This is a genomic window from Cellulomonas sp., from assembly GCF_036279715.1.
GTDB lineage: Bacteria > Actinomycetota > Actinomycetes > Actinomycetales > Cellulomonadaceae > Cellulomonas_A.
Genome location: NZ_DASUIR010000046.1, coordinates 18,775 through 34,515 on the forward strand (window position 1 = coordinate 18,775; position 15,741 = coordinate 34,515).

Here is a 15,741-nt window from a genome sequence, read left to right on the forward strand (position 1 = left end):
GACCGTTCCCGTGCCGGGCGAGATCCCTGCGGCCGTGGCAGCGCTGTGACGGTCGTCGCGATCCTCACGTCTGCCGGGAGCGGTCGTCGGCTCGGTCATGCCCTGCCGAAGGCTCTCGTCGAGCTCCGTGGCGTGCCGCTCGTGGTGCGTGCTGCCCGCGCGCTCGTCGGCTCGGGGCTCGTCGGGCTCGTCGTCGTGACGGCACCCCCGGAACAGGTCACGGAGTTCGCCGAGGTGCTCGGCGTCGAGATCGAGGGTGTCCCGGTGCGGGTGGTCGCCGGTGGATCGACCCGGCAGGCGTCCGTCGCTGCGGGCCTCGCCGTCGTGCCCGACGGCGCGGACGTCGTCCTCGTCCATGACGCCGCGCGTGCGCTCGTCCCGCCGGGCCTCGTGGCGCGCGTCGTCGAGGCGGTCCGCGCAGGCCACCCGGCCGTCATCCCCGGGCTCGCCGTGACCGACACCATCAAGCGTGTCGGCGCCCGGGGCGATGTCCTCGAGACGGTCCCGCGCCATGAGCTGCGGGCCGTCCAGACGCCGCAGGGCTTCGCCCCCGACGTGCTCGCCCGTGCCCATGCGGCCGGGGCCCACCTCGGCGTCGACGAGACGTCCGCGGCATCCGACGACGCCGGCCTGGCTGAGGCGATCGGCGTGCCCGTGTGGGTCGTCGACGGCCACGAGGACGCCTTCAAGATCACCACCCCGCGCGACCTCGCGGTGGCGCAGCTCGTCCTCGCCGAGCGTGACGGCTCGGCTGACGAGTCGGACGACACGTTGGCCGCCGAGTCGGACGACAGCGCGGAGGCGCAGCGATGACAGCCCTGCCACGCACCGGTCTCGGCGTCGACGTGCACGCCTACGACCCGGATCCCGCGCCCGACGCCGTGCTGCACCTCGCCGGTCTCACCTGGCCGGGCGAGCGCCCGCTCGCGGGTCACTCCGACGCCGACGTCGCAGCGCACGCGGCAGCCGATGCGCTGCTGTCCGCGGCCGGTCTGGGCGATCTCGGGTCCAACTTCGGGACGGCTGAGCCGCAGTGGAAGGGTGCCGCCGGCACGGCACTGCTCGCTGAGGCCGCGCGTCGCGTCCGGGCGGCCGGGTTCGAGATCGGCAACGTCGCGGTGCAGGTGATCGGCAACCGGCCCCGGCTGTCTCAGCGGCGCGCCGAGGCCGAAGCCGTGATGTCTGCGGCCGCTGGTGCGCCGGTGAGCGTCTCGGCGACGACCACGGACGGCCTCGGACTGACGGGTCGGGGCGAGGGCGTCGCCGCCGTGGCGACGGCGCTCGTCGCGTCCGTGGGCTGACCCGCGGACAGACCGGCGGGCGGACCTGCCCACCGATCAGCGGATCGACCAGGGGCGCGACGCGACGACGTACCCGCGGGGCGCGCACCCAGCACGACGCCCGCCACCACGAGCGCCCCGAGCGCGATCTCGACGAGCGGTGTCGCCTCGCGCAGCAGGAGCCACGACGCCGCGATGCCGACGACGGGCACGAGCATCGAGAACGGCGCGACGACGCTCGACGGGTGCCGCGCCATGAGCGACGTCCACACGCCCGAGCCGACGACGGTCGCGATGACGACCGTGAACAGCAGACCGCCGAGCGCGAGCGCCCCCTGACGTGTCCCGAGAGTCGTCAGCGACGTCCTGATCGCGTCGGGCCCCTCGACCGCGAGCGACAGGGCCAGCAGGGGGATCGGCGGCACGACCGACATCCACAGCGTCAGGCGGAACGGCTCGGCCGCGCGGGCCTGCCGGTTGGCGAGGTTGCCGAACGCCCACCCGAGTCCGCCGCACAGCGTGAGCACGACGGGGAGCAGCGTGGCGCCCCCGCCGAGCCCGGAGCGGTGGACCGCGATCCCGACCAGTCCCAGCACAGCCAGGCCGATGCCCGCGGCCTGAGGGGCGCGGAGCCGCTCGTGCAGGAGCACGCCTCCCAGCAGCACGGTGAACGGCGCCGAGGACTGCAGGACCAACGACGCGAGCCCGGTCGGCATGCCGGTGGCCATGGCGAGGTAGAGGAACACGAACTGCAGGACGCCGAACCCGAACCCGTAGCCGAGGATCCACCGCCACGGCACGGCAGGACGCCGGACGAGCAGCAGGGTCGGGACGGCGATGAGGCTGAAGCGCACGGCGACGAGGAAGAACGGCGGGAACTGCTCGAGCGACAGGTGGATCGCGGGGAAGTTCAGCCCCCAGCACAGCGCCACGAGCACGGCGAGGAAGCGGTCGCGCAGCGGCATGGCAGTGAGCATGCGCCCGGTCGATCGTTGAGCACCATCGAATGTTCCTCACAGGTCGCTGTAGCGTCGCTACATGGATCCCATCTCGCTCGAGACCCTGCGGACCGTCGGAACCCACGGCGGTGTGACCGCCGCGGCGGCAGTCCTGCACCTGACGCCCTCCGCCGTGTCCCAGCAGCTCGCCCGGCTCCAGCGCGAGGTGGGGGTCCCGCTGACGGAACGCGTCGGGCGGGGGCTGCGGCTGACCCCTGCGGGCCGTGCCCTCGCGGCCGCGGCGATCGACGTCGCGGTCGCCCTGGAACGGGCCCGGGCGGCGACCGACGCCTACCTGGCCCGGCCTGAGGGCACCGTGCGCGTCAGCGCGTTCCAGAGCGCGGCACAGATGTTCCTGCCCGGGCTCCTGACGCGCGTCGCGGCCCGCGGCGGCATCACCCTGGAGTGCGCCGACGAGGATGTCGCCCAGGACGACTTCGCGGCGCTCACGGACCGCATGGACATCGTCGTCGCGCACCGGCCCGACCGGAGCCACGACTGGGCCGCCGGCGGCGTGCCGGTGCATGTGGTGCCGCTGCTGCGCGAGCCCCTCGACGTGGCCGTCCCCGCCGGGCACCGTCTCGCGAGCCGCGGCGAGGTCCATCCCGAGGATCTCGTCGACGAGGAGTGGATCGCGGTGCGGGAGGGTTTCCCGGTCGCGACGGTGCTCGCGGCCGTCGCGACGCGCTCGGGCTCAGCGCCGCGCATCACGCACCGCATCAACGACTTCCACGTGGTGGAGGCCATGGTGGCCGCTGGTCATGGGATCGCGCTGCTGCCGAGGTACACGTCGGGACGCGAGCCGGACGTCCGGCTCGTGCCGCTCACGGGCGTGCGTGCGGGCCGGCGCATCGATGCGCTCGTGCGCATGGACCGGGCCGAACGGCTCGTCGTGCGGCGCGTGCTCGAGGAGCTGCAGGCGCTCGCCGCCGAGATCGACGGCCGGGCGCGGGGGACCGGCGCGACGGACGCGCAGCCCCGCGGGTGAGGTCGTCGCACGGGGTTCGCGAGTCGCGCCGATGTCCGGTACCGTCCGGTTCCGTGACGACGGCGTACCAGACCCCGACAGGATCGGTGGAGCGAGTGAGGGAGCTCCCTCAGCGCACCCCTGCGGCCCCTCGGGTCCGGCTGCGGGTGCGCGTCCCGGCTGATGTCCTGTCGGCAACGATCGGCGGTCTGGAGCTTCTCGACGAGGCCGGCGGCACGGTTCTCAGCCAGGACGTCATCGCTGCTGCTCCGCCGCTCGCCCCCGGGATCGAGGTCCGCCGGGTCGCCGCGGCCGCCCGCCGCGCCACGCTCGACTGAGGGCGCTGCGCTCGACCGATAGCGCCGCGCTCGGCTGATAGCGCCGCGCTCGGCTGACGGCGCCGCGCTGGGCTCACGGCGCTACGGCAGGAGCACGAGCTTTCCGCGGGCGTGACCCGCGATGCTGTCGCGGTGCGCCTGGGCGACCTCCTCGAGCGGGTAGGTGTGCGCGACGGCGACGAGGAGCTCTCGGTCGGCCGCGAGCTCGACGAGGTGCGGTATCGCGGCCGCACGGATCGACGTGCCGGGATCGGCCCCCGGCCCGTTGCCGAGCAGCTGGATCCCGAGCCCGCCCGCGTGGCCGAAACCCGCGATCGTCGCGATACGTGAGCGGTCGGCGACGAGCTCGACCGACACGTCGAGCGCCTCCTCGGTGCCCACCGTGTCGATCGCGACGGTCACCGGCCCGAGTGCTCCGGTCGCCTCGCGGACCCGGTCGGCGAGACCCGGCCCGTACGTCACGGGCACGGCGCCGAGCGCGCGCAGGTCGGCGTGCGTCGCCTCGCTCGCGGTCGCGACGACCTGGGCACCGCGGAGCCGGGCGAGCTGGACGACGAATCGTCCGACACTGCCCGACGCACCGTGCACCAGGACCACATCGCCCGCGCCGGCGCCGGTCGCTTCGAGGGTGTGCCAGGCCGCGCTGCCCGTGAGCAGCAGGCCGGCGGCCTCGGCCCACGAGATCCGCGCGGGCTTGGGCTCGAGGCGCGCTGCGGGCACGAGGACCATCTCGGCGTACCCGCCGTGCACCCCGGTCGCGATGACGTGGTCGCCGACCGGGATGTCCTCGACACCGGGCCCGACGGCCATCACGACCCCGGCGACCTCGAGCCCGAGCCGGATCGGCAGCCGCGCGGGGTCGGTCCCGAACGCACCGCTGTACAGCTTCCAGTCGATCGGGTTGACACCGGCAGCACGCACGTCGAGGAGCACCTCGCCCGGACCGGGTTCGGGGACCGCGACGTCGACCACGGACAGGACCTCGGGACCGCCGTACGCGGTGGCAACGACTGCTCGGCTCATACGGTCGTAACGCGTCGTCGGCGGGTCGTGTTCCGACGGGCAGCGTTCGGGCAGGCCGCGACCCGGCTCAGATCGACGGCAGCCAGACCCGCATGGTCGAGGGACCGCGGTTGGCCCAGTCGTGGTAGGCGATCAGCGGGGCTTCGACCACAGCAGTCGTGCGCCGTGCTCCGTCCGCCTCCCCGTCGCCGTACGGCCAGTCCTCGGGGGTCGGGGCGTCCACCTCGAACCGGGCGACCACGCGTCCGTCGACCTCCCGCACGGATTCCCGCGAGGTGAGCCGCACGTGCCCGACGTCGGCGTCTCGCAGCACGCCTGCGGCCGCGAGGTCCACGGACTCCAGGCACAGCACCTCGGGCCCACGCTCGACGGCCACGCACCCGCGCACCGCGTCGATCCGTGGGTCGGGGACGACGATGCGCGGCCCGACCGGCAGCTGGAGCTCGACGACGTCGCCTGCCGCGAACGGCCGGGTGACCCGGGCGGTCCCGGGGGCGACCGCCATGGGCAAGTCGTCGTCGGGCGTCGTCAGGGTGGCGCCCGTGGCCCACGTCGGCACGCGCAGGCTCAGGGTCCAGGGCTCCTCGTGCGACGTGCGGACGACGATCCGGACCCGCCCGTCGTGCGGGTAGCCCGTCTCCACGTCGACGTCGAGGGTGCGCCCGTCGGGCAGGTGCGTGCGGATCTCGGTCGGTGCGTACTGATGGACCTGCAGGCCGGTGTCGTCGACCGTCGCGACATAGGCGCCCAGGCTCGCGAACATCCGGGCGACGTTGGGCGGGCAGCACGAGACGGCGAACCAGGGCGCTCGCAGCGACGACGTCGCGCGGGGCACGGCGACGTCGGTGGCGGGCGTGGTGCCCGGTCGGCGCTGGTGCAGCGTGTTCGTGTAGAAGAACGCCGTACCCTCGTGCGAGGGAGACGTGGCCACGACGTTGTAGAGGGTGCGCTCGATGAGGTCGGCGTAGCGGGGCAGGCCCTGCGCGAGGAGCAGCCGCCACGAGAACATCACGGAGCCCACGCCGGCACACGTCTCGGAGTACGCGCGGTCCGGCGGCAGCTCCCAGTCGTCGCCGAACGACTCGCCCGAGTGGTGCGCGCCCTGACCGCCCGTGATGTACGTGCGGTGCGCGACGGTGTTCGCCCACTGCGTGGTGAGCGCAGCGAGCAGGTCACCGTCGTCGGTCTCGACCGCGACGTCCACCGCGCCTGCCGCGAGGTAGTTGGCTCGCACGGCGTGGCCCTCCAGCACCGTGGCGTCGCGCACCGGGATGTCGTCCTGGTAGTACGAGCGGCCGAACTCGATGTCGGCGAGGGTGCCGGTCCCGCGCCGGGCGACGAACAGGGCGGCCTGGTCGACGTACCGCTGCTCGCCCGTCGCGCGACCGAGCTCGGCGAGCGCCGGCTCGATCTCGGGGTGACCGCACACGCGCTGCAGGCCGTTGGGGCCGAACGTCGCGCACACGTGGTCGGCGACGCGCCGGGCGATGTCGACGAGGCCGTCGGTCGCATCCGGGCGGGTGCGCTGCCGCGCGACGGCGGCCTGGAACAGGTGGCCGAAGCAGTAGAGCTCGTGACCCCACTCGAGGTCGCTGTAGCGCGGGCGCTGACCCGGCCGGCCGAACTGGGTGTTGAGGTACCCGTCGGGCTCCTGGGCCGCGGCGATCCGCGCGACGAGACTCGTCAGCCGGGCGTCGACCTCGGCGTCGCCGGACCGCCCGACCTCCCAGGCCATCGCCTCGAGGAGCTTGTACACCTCGGAGTCGGAGAACTCCCGGCCCGCGCGGTGCTCGGCGACGGTGCCCGCCGCGGCGGCGTCGAAGTTGCCTATCCAGCCCTCGCGCTCCATCCAGTACTCGATGTGCGCGAGCGTTGCGCGGCCGTTGACGGCCTGCCTGTCCGCCCAGACGCCGCCGGTGATACGGACCTCGTCGAGGCCGAGGGGCCGCAGCGCGCTGTGGGAGGGGACGACCGGGGTGGCCGCCGCGGGGGTTGAGCTGGTGAGGTTCACGATCATCCCTTGAGTGCGCCGGACATGAAGCCGCGCACGTAGTGCCGCTGGAGCAGGAGGAACAGCAAGATGCAGGGCAGCGCCAGGACGACGACGCCGGCCTCCGTCGCGCCGTAGTCGATGACCCCTTGGACCTGCACGCGCAGGTTGGAGACCGCGAGGGGCAGCGTCATGCGGTCGGAGTCGTTGATGAGGATGAGCGGGGCGAAGAAGTCGTTCCAGGCCGCGAGGAACGCGAACAGCCCGACCGTGATGAGTCCCGGGGTCACGGCCGGGAGCAGGACGCGGCGCAGCGCCATGAACGACGAGCACCCGTCCACGAGCGCCGCCTCGTCCAGCTCGCGCGGGACGGACTCGAACGAGATGCGCATCATGAACGTCGAGAACGGCAGCTGGAACATCGTGAGCACGAGCGAGACGCCGACGAGCGAGTTCTGCAGGCCGACCTTGTTCAGCAGCACGTACAGCGGGATGAGCAGCGTCGCGTACGGAACCATGAGGATCGCGAGCGTGAGCATGAACAGCAGGTTCTTGCCGGGGAACCGGAACCGCGCGAACGCGTAGCCGCCGAGCGTCGACACCGTGAGCGTGAGGACCACGGTCAGCAGCGACATGAAGGTCGAGTTCGCGAGGTACTGCCAGATGCCGGCCTGGTAGTGGGCCAGCGTGACGTAGTTGCCGAAGCCCCACCCCTTGACCTGGCCCGTCCCGGCGAGCGGCGAGATGGATGCCACGGCGGTCCAGACGAGCGGGAACAGGAAGATCACGGCGAGGCCGCCGGAGAACACCCAGAACGGCGTGCGCAGCGCGACGCCACCGAGGGTCGTCGGAGGTGCACCGTGGCGGACGGGCCGTCCCCCTTCGGGGAGGGTCAGCTGCGTGCGGGTTGCGATGGTCACGAGTTCCCCCTCAGCTCTCGTCCGACGTGCGGAACGCCCGCAGCTGGACGACATTCACGACGACGAGCGCGAGCAGCACGATCACAGACAGCGACCCGGCGACGCCGAGGTCGTTCTGACCCTGGAAGGCCATCGAGTAGATGAGCTGCACCACCGTGATGGTGCTGTTGTCCGGGCCGCCCTTGGTGAGGATGTAGAACTGCTCGAACGCGAGCAGCGAGCCCGTGACGCACAGGATCGTGGTGAGCGCGAGCGTGGGGCGCAGCAACGGGATCGTGATCCGCCGGAACGTGTCCCACCGGCCCGCGCCGTCCATCCGGGCCGCCTCGTACAGCTCGGTCGGGATGGACTGCAGGCCGACGAGCATCAGGAGCATGTAGAAGCCCGCGTACCGCCAGACGATGAGGAACAGGGTCGAGAAGAGTGCCGCGTCGGGCGACCCGAGGAACGTGAGCCCGAGCCTGCGCATCGTGGGGGCGAAGGGGCCGGCGAGGGGGGAGTAGAGCACGTAGAACAGCAGCGACGCGGAGGCGAGGCCGAGCGCGCTCGGCACCAGGAACGACGCGCGGAGCAGCCCCTTCCAGCGCGATGACTCCTGGACCAGCATCGCGAGGCCGAGACCGAGCGCGATGAGCAGCACCGTCGCGAGCACCGTGTACTTCAGCGTGAAGGTGATGGACTCGGCGAAGAAGCGGTTCGAGACCGCCTTGTGGTAGTTGTCGGGGAAGTTGATCCCCTGGTCGCCCGAGAGCAGCGGCCATCTCGACGCGCTCATGCGCAGCACGAGCCCGAGGGGGAGGACGAACAGCAGGAGCACGAAGAGCGCGGTGGGCCACGCGTACGCCCAGCCGCGGGTGGACCGGCTGAACCGGCGCCGTGCCGGCCGTTGATCTCGTACGTGGGGGAGATGCGGGACTGTCGCTGGCTGGGCGGACATCGGGGACCTCTCGGGCGTGGTCGGCGGGTGCCGGGTCGGTGGCGGGCGTCGGGCCCGGTGCGTCGGTGGGTGTGGCACCCACCGACGCACCGTCGGACCAGGGAGGGCTACTGCCCGAGCACCGCGGTGATCTCGGCGTTGTCCTTGTCGACGCTCGTGCCGTCACCCAGCACTGCGTTGCGGATCAGGGTGAGCCACGGGCTGCTCGGCGCGTTGAACGCCTGCTGGAAGTTCAGCGCGACCGGGGTGTCGCCCTTGCCTGCGACCTGGTTGATGGTGACCAGGCGCGGGTCCTTCGTGGCGTACTGGTTCTCGGAGAAGTCGCTCCGCGAGACGACGTCGTTGTCCTTGGCGAGCACGCCGACCTGGGCATCCTCGGACATCATCCAGGACAGGAAGTTCCACGCCTGCGCGGTGTGCTTCGAGTCCTTCGAGACGCCGATGCCGTCGCCGCCGACGAAGGTCGACGCGCCGCCGTCAGGTCCGGGGATGCCGGCGACGCCGACGTCGAAGCCTGTGGTGGACGACAGCAGGGTGGCCGGGTAGAACATCAGGCCGACCTTGCCCTGGGTGAACCCGGCGGTCCAGGTCGGTCCCGACTCGTCCTTCGACGACGGCAGGACTGCACCGGAGGCCCAGAGGTCCTTCCATGTCGAGTAGACGCTCTTGGCGGTCGTGCTGTTGAGCAGCGACGACGTGCCGTCCGGGCTCATCACCTGGTCACCGGCGGCCCAGATGCTCGGGAACCAGGTGAAGACCAGGCAGCCGCCGCAGTTGAGGCCCGTCGCGGTGCCGTAGGTGTCGGGCTTGTTGAGCGCCTGGATCGCCTTGGCGTCCTTGGCGTACTCGGCGAGCGACGCGGGCGCCTTGTCGGGGTCGAGCCCGGCCTCCTTGAACAGGTCCTTGTTCCAGAAGAGCATCGACAGGTCGAGCACGAACGGCAGGACGTGCTCCTTGCCGTCCAGCGTGCCGGCCGCGAGGTGACCCTTGTTGATCGTGTCCTTGTAGCTCAGGCCGTCGATCTGGGTCGTCAGGTCCTGGAACAGGCCCTGCTGGACCCAGTTGGGCACGTAGACGATGTCGGCGGCGAAGAGGTCCGGGAGGCCGGACGACCCGGCAGCCGCACCGACCTTGGCCACGTAGTCGTCGTTGGGGACGACCGTCAGCTTGACCTGGTTCTTGTGGCTGGCGTTGTAGGCCGCGACGAGAAGCTTGGCCTGCTTCTCGAGCGGCGCGCGGGTCCAGAGGGTCAGGGACGATCCGTCGTCCGTCCCGTCGGCGCCCGCCGTGACGGCGGCGCTGCCTGTGGTGCCGGTGCTGGGGGTGTTCGAGCTGCTGCACGCCCCCAGGGCGACCAGCAGACCTGCTGTCACGACCCCGGCGGCCAGGCGCGTGCCTGCCGACCGGGTGTGGATCATCCTCATCGTGTCTCCTCGTGCTCATCGTTGAGCGGGCGCCGGGGGCGGCTCCGCGATCGAACCTGCGAAAACCCTGTCGAGGTCATCACTGCCCTCGGACGTCGTCGAGCATCATGCGGTGCAGCCTCTGCGGCTCTGCGACGGCCACGCACGGTTACCGCGCCGCGCATCGTGGTACCGAAACGAAGCCGAAAAGGTTTTCTGAATGTAGTTCGGGTGAGGAAGTGTCGTCAAGACCCTCCCGCGGTTACAGTTCGATCACGATCGACGGAGGAGGTGCGGGGTGCAGGTGACCGGCGACCGGCACATGAACCGCCCCGTCACGCTCACCGACGTCGCGCGCCTCGCTGGCGTGTCCGTCGCGACCGCCTCCAAGGCGCTCAACGGTCGCGACCAGGTGAAGGACTCGACGCGCACACGCGTCCAGGAGGCTGCGGCCCGCCTCTCATTCAGCCCCAACCGGCTCGCGCGCAGCCTGCTCGCCGGACGCAGCGGGACAGTCGGGCTGCTCACGAGCGACCTCGTGGGGCGGTTCGTCATCCCGATCCTCATGGGCGCAGAGGACGCGTTCGGCGCCGGTCAGGTCAACGTGTTCCTGTGCGACGCGCGCGGTGACGCCATCCGCGAGCGCTACCACCTGCGCGCGCTGCTCGGCCGACGCGTGGACGGCCTCATCGTCGTCGGGCGCCAGACTGACCCGCGCCCGTCGCTCGGCCGCGACATCGGGGTCCCCGTGGTCTACGCGTACGCCCCGTCGGACGACCCCGCCGACCTGTCCCTCGTTCCGGACAACGTCGGTGCCGGCCGGCTGGCCGCGCAGCACCTGCTCGCGTGCGGACGGCGGAAGATCGGCCACATCAGCGGCGAGCACGCCTACGCCGCCGCGCGGGACCGTGTGCAGGGTGCGCGGGAACGCCTCGCGCAAGAGGGGCTCGAGCTCGTCGGTGACGTCATGTACGGCGAGTGGTCGGAGCGGTGGGGGCGGGATGCGACGGCGATGCTGCTCGCCCAGCACCCGGAGATCGACGCCATCATGTGCGGCTCGGACCAGATCGCGCGCGGGGCTCTCGACACCGCTCGGGACCTGCACCGCACCGTGCCCGACGACATCGCCATCATGGGCTTCGACAACTGGGAGGTGCTGACGACGAACGCGCGGCCAGAGCTGACCAGCATCGACGCGAACCTGCAGCAGCTCGGTCGCGCCGCGGCGCAGCGGGTGTTCGCTGCGCTCGAGGGCATGGACATCGGATCTGGAGAGCAGGCGCTGCCGGGTCGCCTCATCATCCGAGGCTCGACGGTCGCGCGCAGGTGACGGCTCACCGCACCGGACCGAGCACCCGGTTGAGGTAGTCGTTCGTGAACACGCCGTCGGGATCGGCCGTCGCGCGGACCCGCTGCGCGTCGGTGAACCGGGGGTAGAGCTGGGCGAGCCGGTCGGCGTCCAGCCAGTGCAGCTTGCCCCAGTGCGGCCGACCGTCGAAGCCGGCCATGATGCGCTCGACCGCGCGGAGGTAGCGCACGTACGGCAGACCGATGTACTGGTGCACCGCGACGTACGCGCTCTCGCGCTGGTAGGCGGTGGACAACCACACGTCGTCGGGCGCCGCGAACCGCACCTCGACGGGGAACGGGATGTGCTCGCCCGTCGAGGCCAGCCACCGCTCGATCTCGGCGAGGGCCGGTCGGACCGCGTCGCGGGGGATCGCGTACTCCAGCTCGCGGAAGCGCACGCGTCTGGGGGAGGCGAAGACCTCGTACGACGGCGCGGTGTAGGTCCGGGCCGAGAGCGCGCGGGCGGCGAACGCGTTGACTCTTGGGGTCAGCCGGGGAACGGCGGCCGTGAGGTGGTTCGTCGCGGCGAACAGCGTGTTCGAGAGCAGCTCGTCGTCGACCCATGCGCGGACCGGGCTGAGGGGTTCGAGGTCGTCGTCGGGCACGCGGTTGTTGCGCTTGGTCAACGCCCGGCGGGTGTGCGGGAACCAGTAGAACTCGAAGTGGTCGTTGGCCTCGACGAGCCCGTCGGTGCCGGTCAGGCGCTCGAGGACAGCGTCGAGCGCCCACGGCTCCTCGACCGCCCGCAGCCGGAACGCCGGCACGACGTCGAGGGTCACGGCCGCCAGGAGGCCGACGCTGCCGAGACCGAGGCGGGCCACCTCGAACAGGTCGGGGCGCTCGGCGGGCGAGGCCTCGACGACGTCGCCCTGGGCGGTCACGACGCGCACGCCGACGACCTGCGAGGCGAGCCCGCCGAGCCGCGCGCCGGTGCCGTGCGTGCCGGTGGAGATGGCGCCCGCGATGGTCTGGCGGTCGATGTCGCCGAGGTTGCGCATCGCGAGCCCGCGCTCCGCGAGCGCCACGTTGAGGTCGGACAGGTGAGTCCCTGCGCCGACGGTGACGTGCGCGGTGCCGTCGGGCTGCGTCGTGACGCGCTCGATGCCGCTCAGCGCGTCGAGGCGGACCTGCACGCCGTCGGTCACGGCTGCGCCCGTGAACGAGTGGCCCGCGCCGACGGCACGGACGTGCAGGCCGTCGGCGCCGCGGACGGCGGCGACGAGCTCGTCCAGGTCGCGGGGGCGGGCGACGCGCGTCGGGGTGGCGGCCTCGGTCCGGGCCCAGTTGTGCCAGACGTCGGACGTGCTGCGCGAGCTCATGGTGGAGACCCTGGTTCTGGGCGGCCGTCCAAGTCAAGTGCTCGGATCTCTTGACTACTGTCATGGCGCAGGATGAAATTGGCGGACAGGGGCGTGCACGCGCCGGCGGGGCAGGTCCTCATCAGGGCGCGTGCGCGGAGACGGGGGAAACCATGAGCCGGATGCCGGTCGCGGAACGACGCGTACAGCTGATCGACGCGGCACTCCGCGTCGCGTGTCGGGACGGCATCGACGCCGCCACGGTGCGTGCCGTGGCCGCCGAGGCCGGCGTGTCGCTCGGAGTCGTCCACTACTGCTTCCTCGACAAGGACGAGCTCCTCCGAGCCGTCGCCGCGGCCATCACCGAGCAGAACGTCGCGGGCATCGGGGACATCGCCGACGCGCCCGACCTCCGCAGCCTGCTCGAGGCGGCCGTCGTGAACTACTGGGCCGGGATCATCGGGAACCGTGGCGCCCAGCTGCTCAGCTACGAGCTGACCACCGCGTCGTTGCGGCACTCCGAGATGGGCCAGGTCGCAATGGACCAGTACGACGGTGCCTGGAGCGCGCTCGAGGTCTTTCTGCAGAACGTCGAGCAGGGCGCCGGCGTCCGGTGGAAGGTTCCGTACCGCCAGCTCGCGCGGACCATCGTTGCGGTCGTCGACGGCTTCACGCTCGGATGGCTCGTCGACGGTGACGCCGAGGCCGGCCGGGCCGGGATGCTCGGCTTCGCGCGGTTCCTCGAGTCGCAGGCCGCGCCTGCCCCGGTCGCCGACGCCAGGCCCGCCGAGCACGAAGGACACGTCGGGCACGTCGAGGGCGAGTCCGCGCGGACAGTGCGGCACGTCGTCGAACGTGCGACCCTGCCCGCGTGACCTCGTCGCACACCGCGCCGCACCCGGGTCACCCGTCGTCGTCCCGCGACCGGCGTGCCCGGGTCGCGGTCGCGTCCGCGTTCGGCGCCCAGGGCCTCGCCTACGCCGGGCTGCTCTCGAGCCTGCCGGGCTTCAAGGACCGCTTCGGCATCGGTGACGACGCCGTCACGTTCGCGATCCTCGGCGTCGGCATCCTCGCCGCGGTCGGGACGATCGTCGCCGAGCGCGTCGCGCGCGGCGCGGGCGGCAGCCGGTCCGTCCTGGTCTCGGGCCTGGTCACCGTGGCGGTCGCCGTCGTCGTCATCGCGCTCGCGCCCAACGTCGCCTTCTTCTTCCTCGGCTTCGCCCTCTACGGCCTCGGCCTGGGGCAGGTCGACGCCGGGACGAACATGCAGGCCGTCTCGCTGCAACGCGCGTACGGGCGCAGCATCGTCACCGGGTTCTACGCCGCGTGGTCGGCGGCGGGCGTGCTCGGAGCGCTGTACGTCTCGGCCTACGAGCACTACGACGTCCCGCAGCAGGTCGCACTTCCGCTGCTGGCTGTGCTCGCCGTGGCGGTCGCCGGGCTGGTGCTGCGGGCGGGCTGGCGCTCCCACGACGCGCCGCTCGAGGTGAGCGCCGAGGAGGCCCGGGCCGCCCGAGCCCTGCCGTGGTCCGGGATCCTGATCCTCGGTGCCGCCGTCGTCGCCTACTACGTCGTCGACACGGCGTCCTCGACCTGGGGGACCGTCTACGTCGCGGACGTCCTCAACGCGGGGCACGACGTCGCCCCGTTCGGCTACGCCGCCTACGTCGGCACGACGCTCGTATCGCGCCTCACGGGGGACTTCGCGGTGCGGCGCTGGGGCCGCGTGGCGGTCATCCGGGGCGCCGGGCTGCTCGGCACCGTCGGTCTGCTCGCCGTCGTGCTCGCGCACTCGCCCGTCCTCGCGATCGCCGGGTTCGCCCTCACCGGCATCGGCCTGGGCGTCGTCGCGCCGCTGTGCTTCGCGGCGGCCGGTGCGCTCTCGCCCGCGCACGCCAACGCCGTCATCGCTCGGCTGAACAGCTTCAACTACCTCGGGGCGATCCTCGGCGGCGTGCTCGTCGGGGCCATCGCGTCCGGGTCGACGCTCCGGTTCGGTTTCGTCGTGCCGCTCGTGCTCGCGGCCGTCATCATTCTGCTCGCTCCCGGATTCGCGGTCGGCCCGGGCCACGGTCCCGGCCCGGAGATCCTCGACGAGCCCGCGGACGCCGCCGCCCACACCGGGCCGGTCGAGTGACCACCCTCGGCGCACGCCTCGACGAGGCGACGGGCGGACTGCCCGCACCGCTCGCGGTCGTCGACCTCGACGCGCTCGACGCCAACGCCACCGACCTCGTCCGGCGCGCCGGCGGCGTCCCCATCCGGGTCGCGAGCAAGTCGGTCCGGGTCCGCCACGTCCTCGAGGCCATGCTGGCGCGACCGGGCTTCGCGGGCGTGATGGCGTTCTCGCTGCGTGAGGCGCTGTGGCTCGTCGAGCAGGGCGTCACCGACGTCCTGGTCGGCTACCCCACCGTCGACACCGGCGCACTGCACGACCTCGCGGCCGACGAGCGCGCGGCCCGCGCCATCACGCTCATGGTCGACGACGTCGCCCAGGCCGTCATCGCCCAGCGCGCCGCCGGTCCCGGAGCGCACCCGCTGCGCGTCTGCCTCGACGTCGACGCATCGCTGCGACTCGACGTCGGCCCCTTCTCGACCCACATCGGCGTCCGCCGCTCACCCGTGCACACCCCGCAGCAGGCCGCCGACCTGGCCCGCGCGCTCGCGGACCGCGACGGCATCGACGTCCGGGGCATCATGTTCTACGAGGCCCAGGTCGCCGGCCTGCCCGACTCCAGCCCCATCATCCGAGCCGTCAAGCGCGCGTCCGTCGCCGACCTCGCCCGCCGTCGCTCGCACGTGGTCGACGCCGTCCACCAGGTGCTCGGCCGGCGCCTCGAGCTCGTGAACTCGGGCGGCTCCGGCTCGATCGAGACCAGCGCCGCCGACCCCGTCGTCACCGAGGTCACCGCCGGCTCCGGTCTCTTCGTGCCCACCCTGTTCGACGGCTACCGCGCCTTCGCGCCCCGACCCGCCGCGTACTTCGGGCTCGACGTCGTCCGCGTCCCCGCCCCGGGCTACGCGACCGCGTTCGGCGGCGGCTACGTCGCGTCCGGACCGTCGACCCGATCCCGCCTCCCGCGCCCGGTCGAACCCCGCGGGCTCGCGCTCACCAGCCGCGAGGGCGCCGGCGAGGTGCAGACGCCCCTGCACGGGTCGGGTGCCGACAAGCTCGACGTCGGCGACCGCGTGTGGTTCCGGCACGCGAAGGCCGGGGAGGTCATGGAGCGGTTCGAC

Annotated in this window: 14 protein-coding genes and 1 pseudogene; 8 read left to right on the top strand and 7 right to left on the bottom strand. The window is 72.5% G+C overall.

Translation table 11 applies throughout. The features are described 5' to 3' along the window. The first annotated feature begins 45 nt into the window (after positions 1-45). Together ispD and VFW79_RS05005 are read left to right on the top strand one after the other, a co-directional pair. On the top strand, positions 46-813 hold the full coding sequence (gene ispD, locus VFW79_RS05000; RefSeq protein WP_329676217.1) for a 2-C-methyl-D-erythritol 4-phosphate cytidylyltransferase: 768 nt from the start codon (positions 46-48) through the stop codon (positions 811-813). Beyond that, positions 810-1,229: pseudogene (locus VFW79_RS05005) on the top strand (2-C-methyl-D-erythritol 2,4-cyclodiphosphate synthase); the annotation flags it as partial. The gene ispD and the pseudogene VFW79_RS05005, both read left to right, overlap by 4 nt. Here the strand turns inward: VFW79_RS05005 and VFW79_RS05010 are convergent. Then, positions 1,151-2,245 (bottom strand): EamA family transporter, encoded by a 1,095-nt coding sequence (locus VFW79_RS05010; protein WP_414647880.1) that lies wholly within the window; start codon positions 2,243-2,245, stop codon positions 1,151-1,153. The pseudogene VFW79_RS05005 and the gene VFW79_RS05010 overlap by 79 nt on opposite strands. A 73-nt stretch (positions 2,246-2,318) precedes the next feature. On the opposite strand from VFW79_RS05010, the gene VFW79_RS05015 reads away from it, so the two are divergent. Further along, a complete protein-coding gene (locus VFW79_RS05015) occupies positions 2,319-3,266 on the top strand; it encodes a LysR family transcriptional regulator (protein WP_329676219.1) in 948 nt (315 codons plus the stop codon). Positions 3,267-3,361: 95 nt separating this feature from the next. Then, positions 3,362-3,583 carry a hypothetical protein gene (locus tag VFW79_RS05020; RefSeq protein WP_329676220.1) on the top strand — a complete coding sequence of 74 codons (222 nt, stop codon included), beginning with the start codon at positions 3,362-3,364 and terminating at the stop codon, positions 3,581-3,583. A gap of 81 nt (positions 3,584-3,664) precedes the next feature. Here the strand turns inward: VFW79_RS05020 and VFW79_RS05025 are convergent, their stop codons facing one another. The 5 genes from VFW79_RS05025 to VFW79_RS05045 all read right to left on the bottom strand — a co-directional run bounded on the left by VFW79_RS05025 (position 3,665) and on the right by VFW79_RS05045 (position 9,877). After that, positions 3,665-4,606, bottom strand: a complete 942-nt coding sequence (locus VFW79_RS05025) for an NADP-dependent oxidoreductase (RefSeq protein ID WP_329676221.1) — start codon at positions 4,604-4,606, stop codon at positions 3,665-3,667. A gap of 67 nt (positions 4,607-4,673) precedes the next feature. Then, entirely contained in the window at positions 4,674-6,623 is a 1,950-nt protein-coding gene (locus VFW79_RS05030; protein ID WP_329676222.1) for a glycoside hydrolase family 127 protein, read from the bottom strand. Next, positions 6,620-7,510, bottom strand: a complete 891-nt coding sequence (locus VFW79_RS05035; protein WP_414647881.1) for a carbohydrate ABC transporter permease — start codon at positions 7,508-7,510, stop codon at positions 6,620-6,622. Before VFW79_RS05035 ends, VFW79_RS05030 begins: the two co-directional genes overlap by 4 nt. Before the next feature lie 16 nt (positions 7,511-7,526). Next, entirely contained in the window at positions 7,527-8,453 is a 927-nt protein-coding gene (locus VFW79_RS05040) for a sugar ABC transporter permease (protein ID WP_329676223.1), read from the bottom strand. 107 nt (positions 8,454-8,560) lie between these two features. Next, complete coding sequence (locus tag VFW79_RS05045) at positions 8,561-9,877, bottom strand: sugar ABC transporter substrate-binding protein (protein ID WP_329676224.1); 1,317 nt, start codon at positions 9,875-9,877, stop codon at positions 8,561-8,563. A 301-nt stretch (positions 9,878-10,178) separates the two neighbouring features. Between VFW79_RS05045 and VFW79_RS05050 the strand changes: the two genes are divergently transcribed. Continuing rightward, the gene (locus tag VFW79_RS05050) at positions 10,179-11,186 is read left to right on the top strand and encodes a LacI family DNA-binding transcriptional regulator (RefSeq protein WP_329676231.1); all 1,008 of its coding nucleotides are present in this window, start codon (positions 10,179-10,181) and stop codon (positions 11,184-11,186) included. A 4-nt stretch (positions 11,187-11,190) separates the two neighbouring features. Here VFW79_RS05050 and VFW79_RS05055 read toward each other — a convergent pair whose 3' ends face one another. After that, positions 11,191-12,525, bottom strand: a complete 1,335-nt coding sequence (locus VFW79_RS05055) for a D-arabinono-1,4-lactone oxidase (RefSeq protein ID WP_329676225.1) — start codon at positions 12,523-12,525, stop codon at positions 11,191-11,193. A 152-nt stretch (positions 12,526-12,677) separates the two neighbouring features. On the opposite strand from VFW79_RS05055, the gene VFW79_RS05060 reads away from it, so the two are divergent. The 3 genes from VFW79_RS05060 to VFW79_RS05070 all read left to right on the top strand — a co-directional run. Further along, complete coding sequence (locus VFW79_RS05060; RefSeq protein ID WP_329676226.1) at positions 12,678-13,379, top strand: TetR/AcrR family transcriptional regulator; 702 nt, start codon at positions 12,678-12,680, stop codon at positions 13,377-13,379. Next, entirely contained in the window at positions 13,376-14,641 is a 1,266-nt protein-coding gene (locus tag VFW79_RS05065) for an MFS transporter (protein WP_329676227.1), read from the top strand. The genes VFW79_RS05060 and VFW79_RS05065 overlap by 4 nt, the downstream gene beginning before the upstream one ends. Then, a partial coding sequence (locus VFW79_RS05070) for an alanine racemase (RefSeq protein WP_329676228.1) occupies positions 14,638-15,741 on the top strand: 1,104 nt, incomplete at its 3' end. The genes VFW79_RS05065 and VFW79_RS05070, both read left to right, overlap by 4 nt.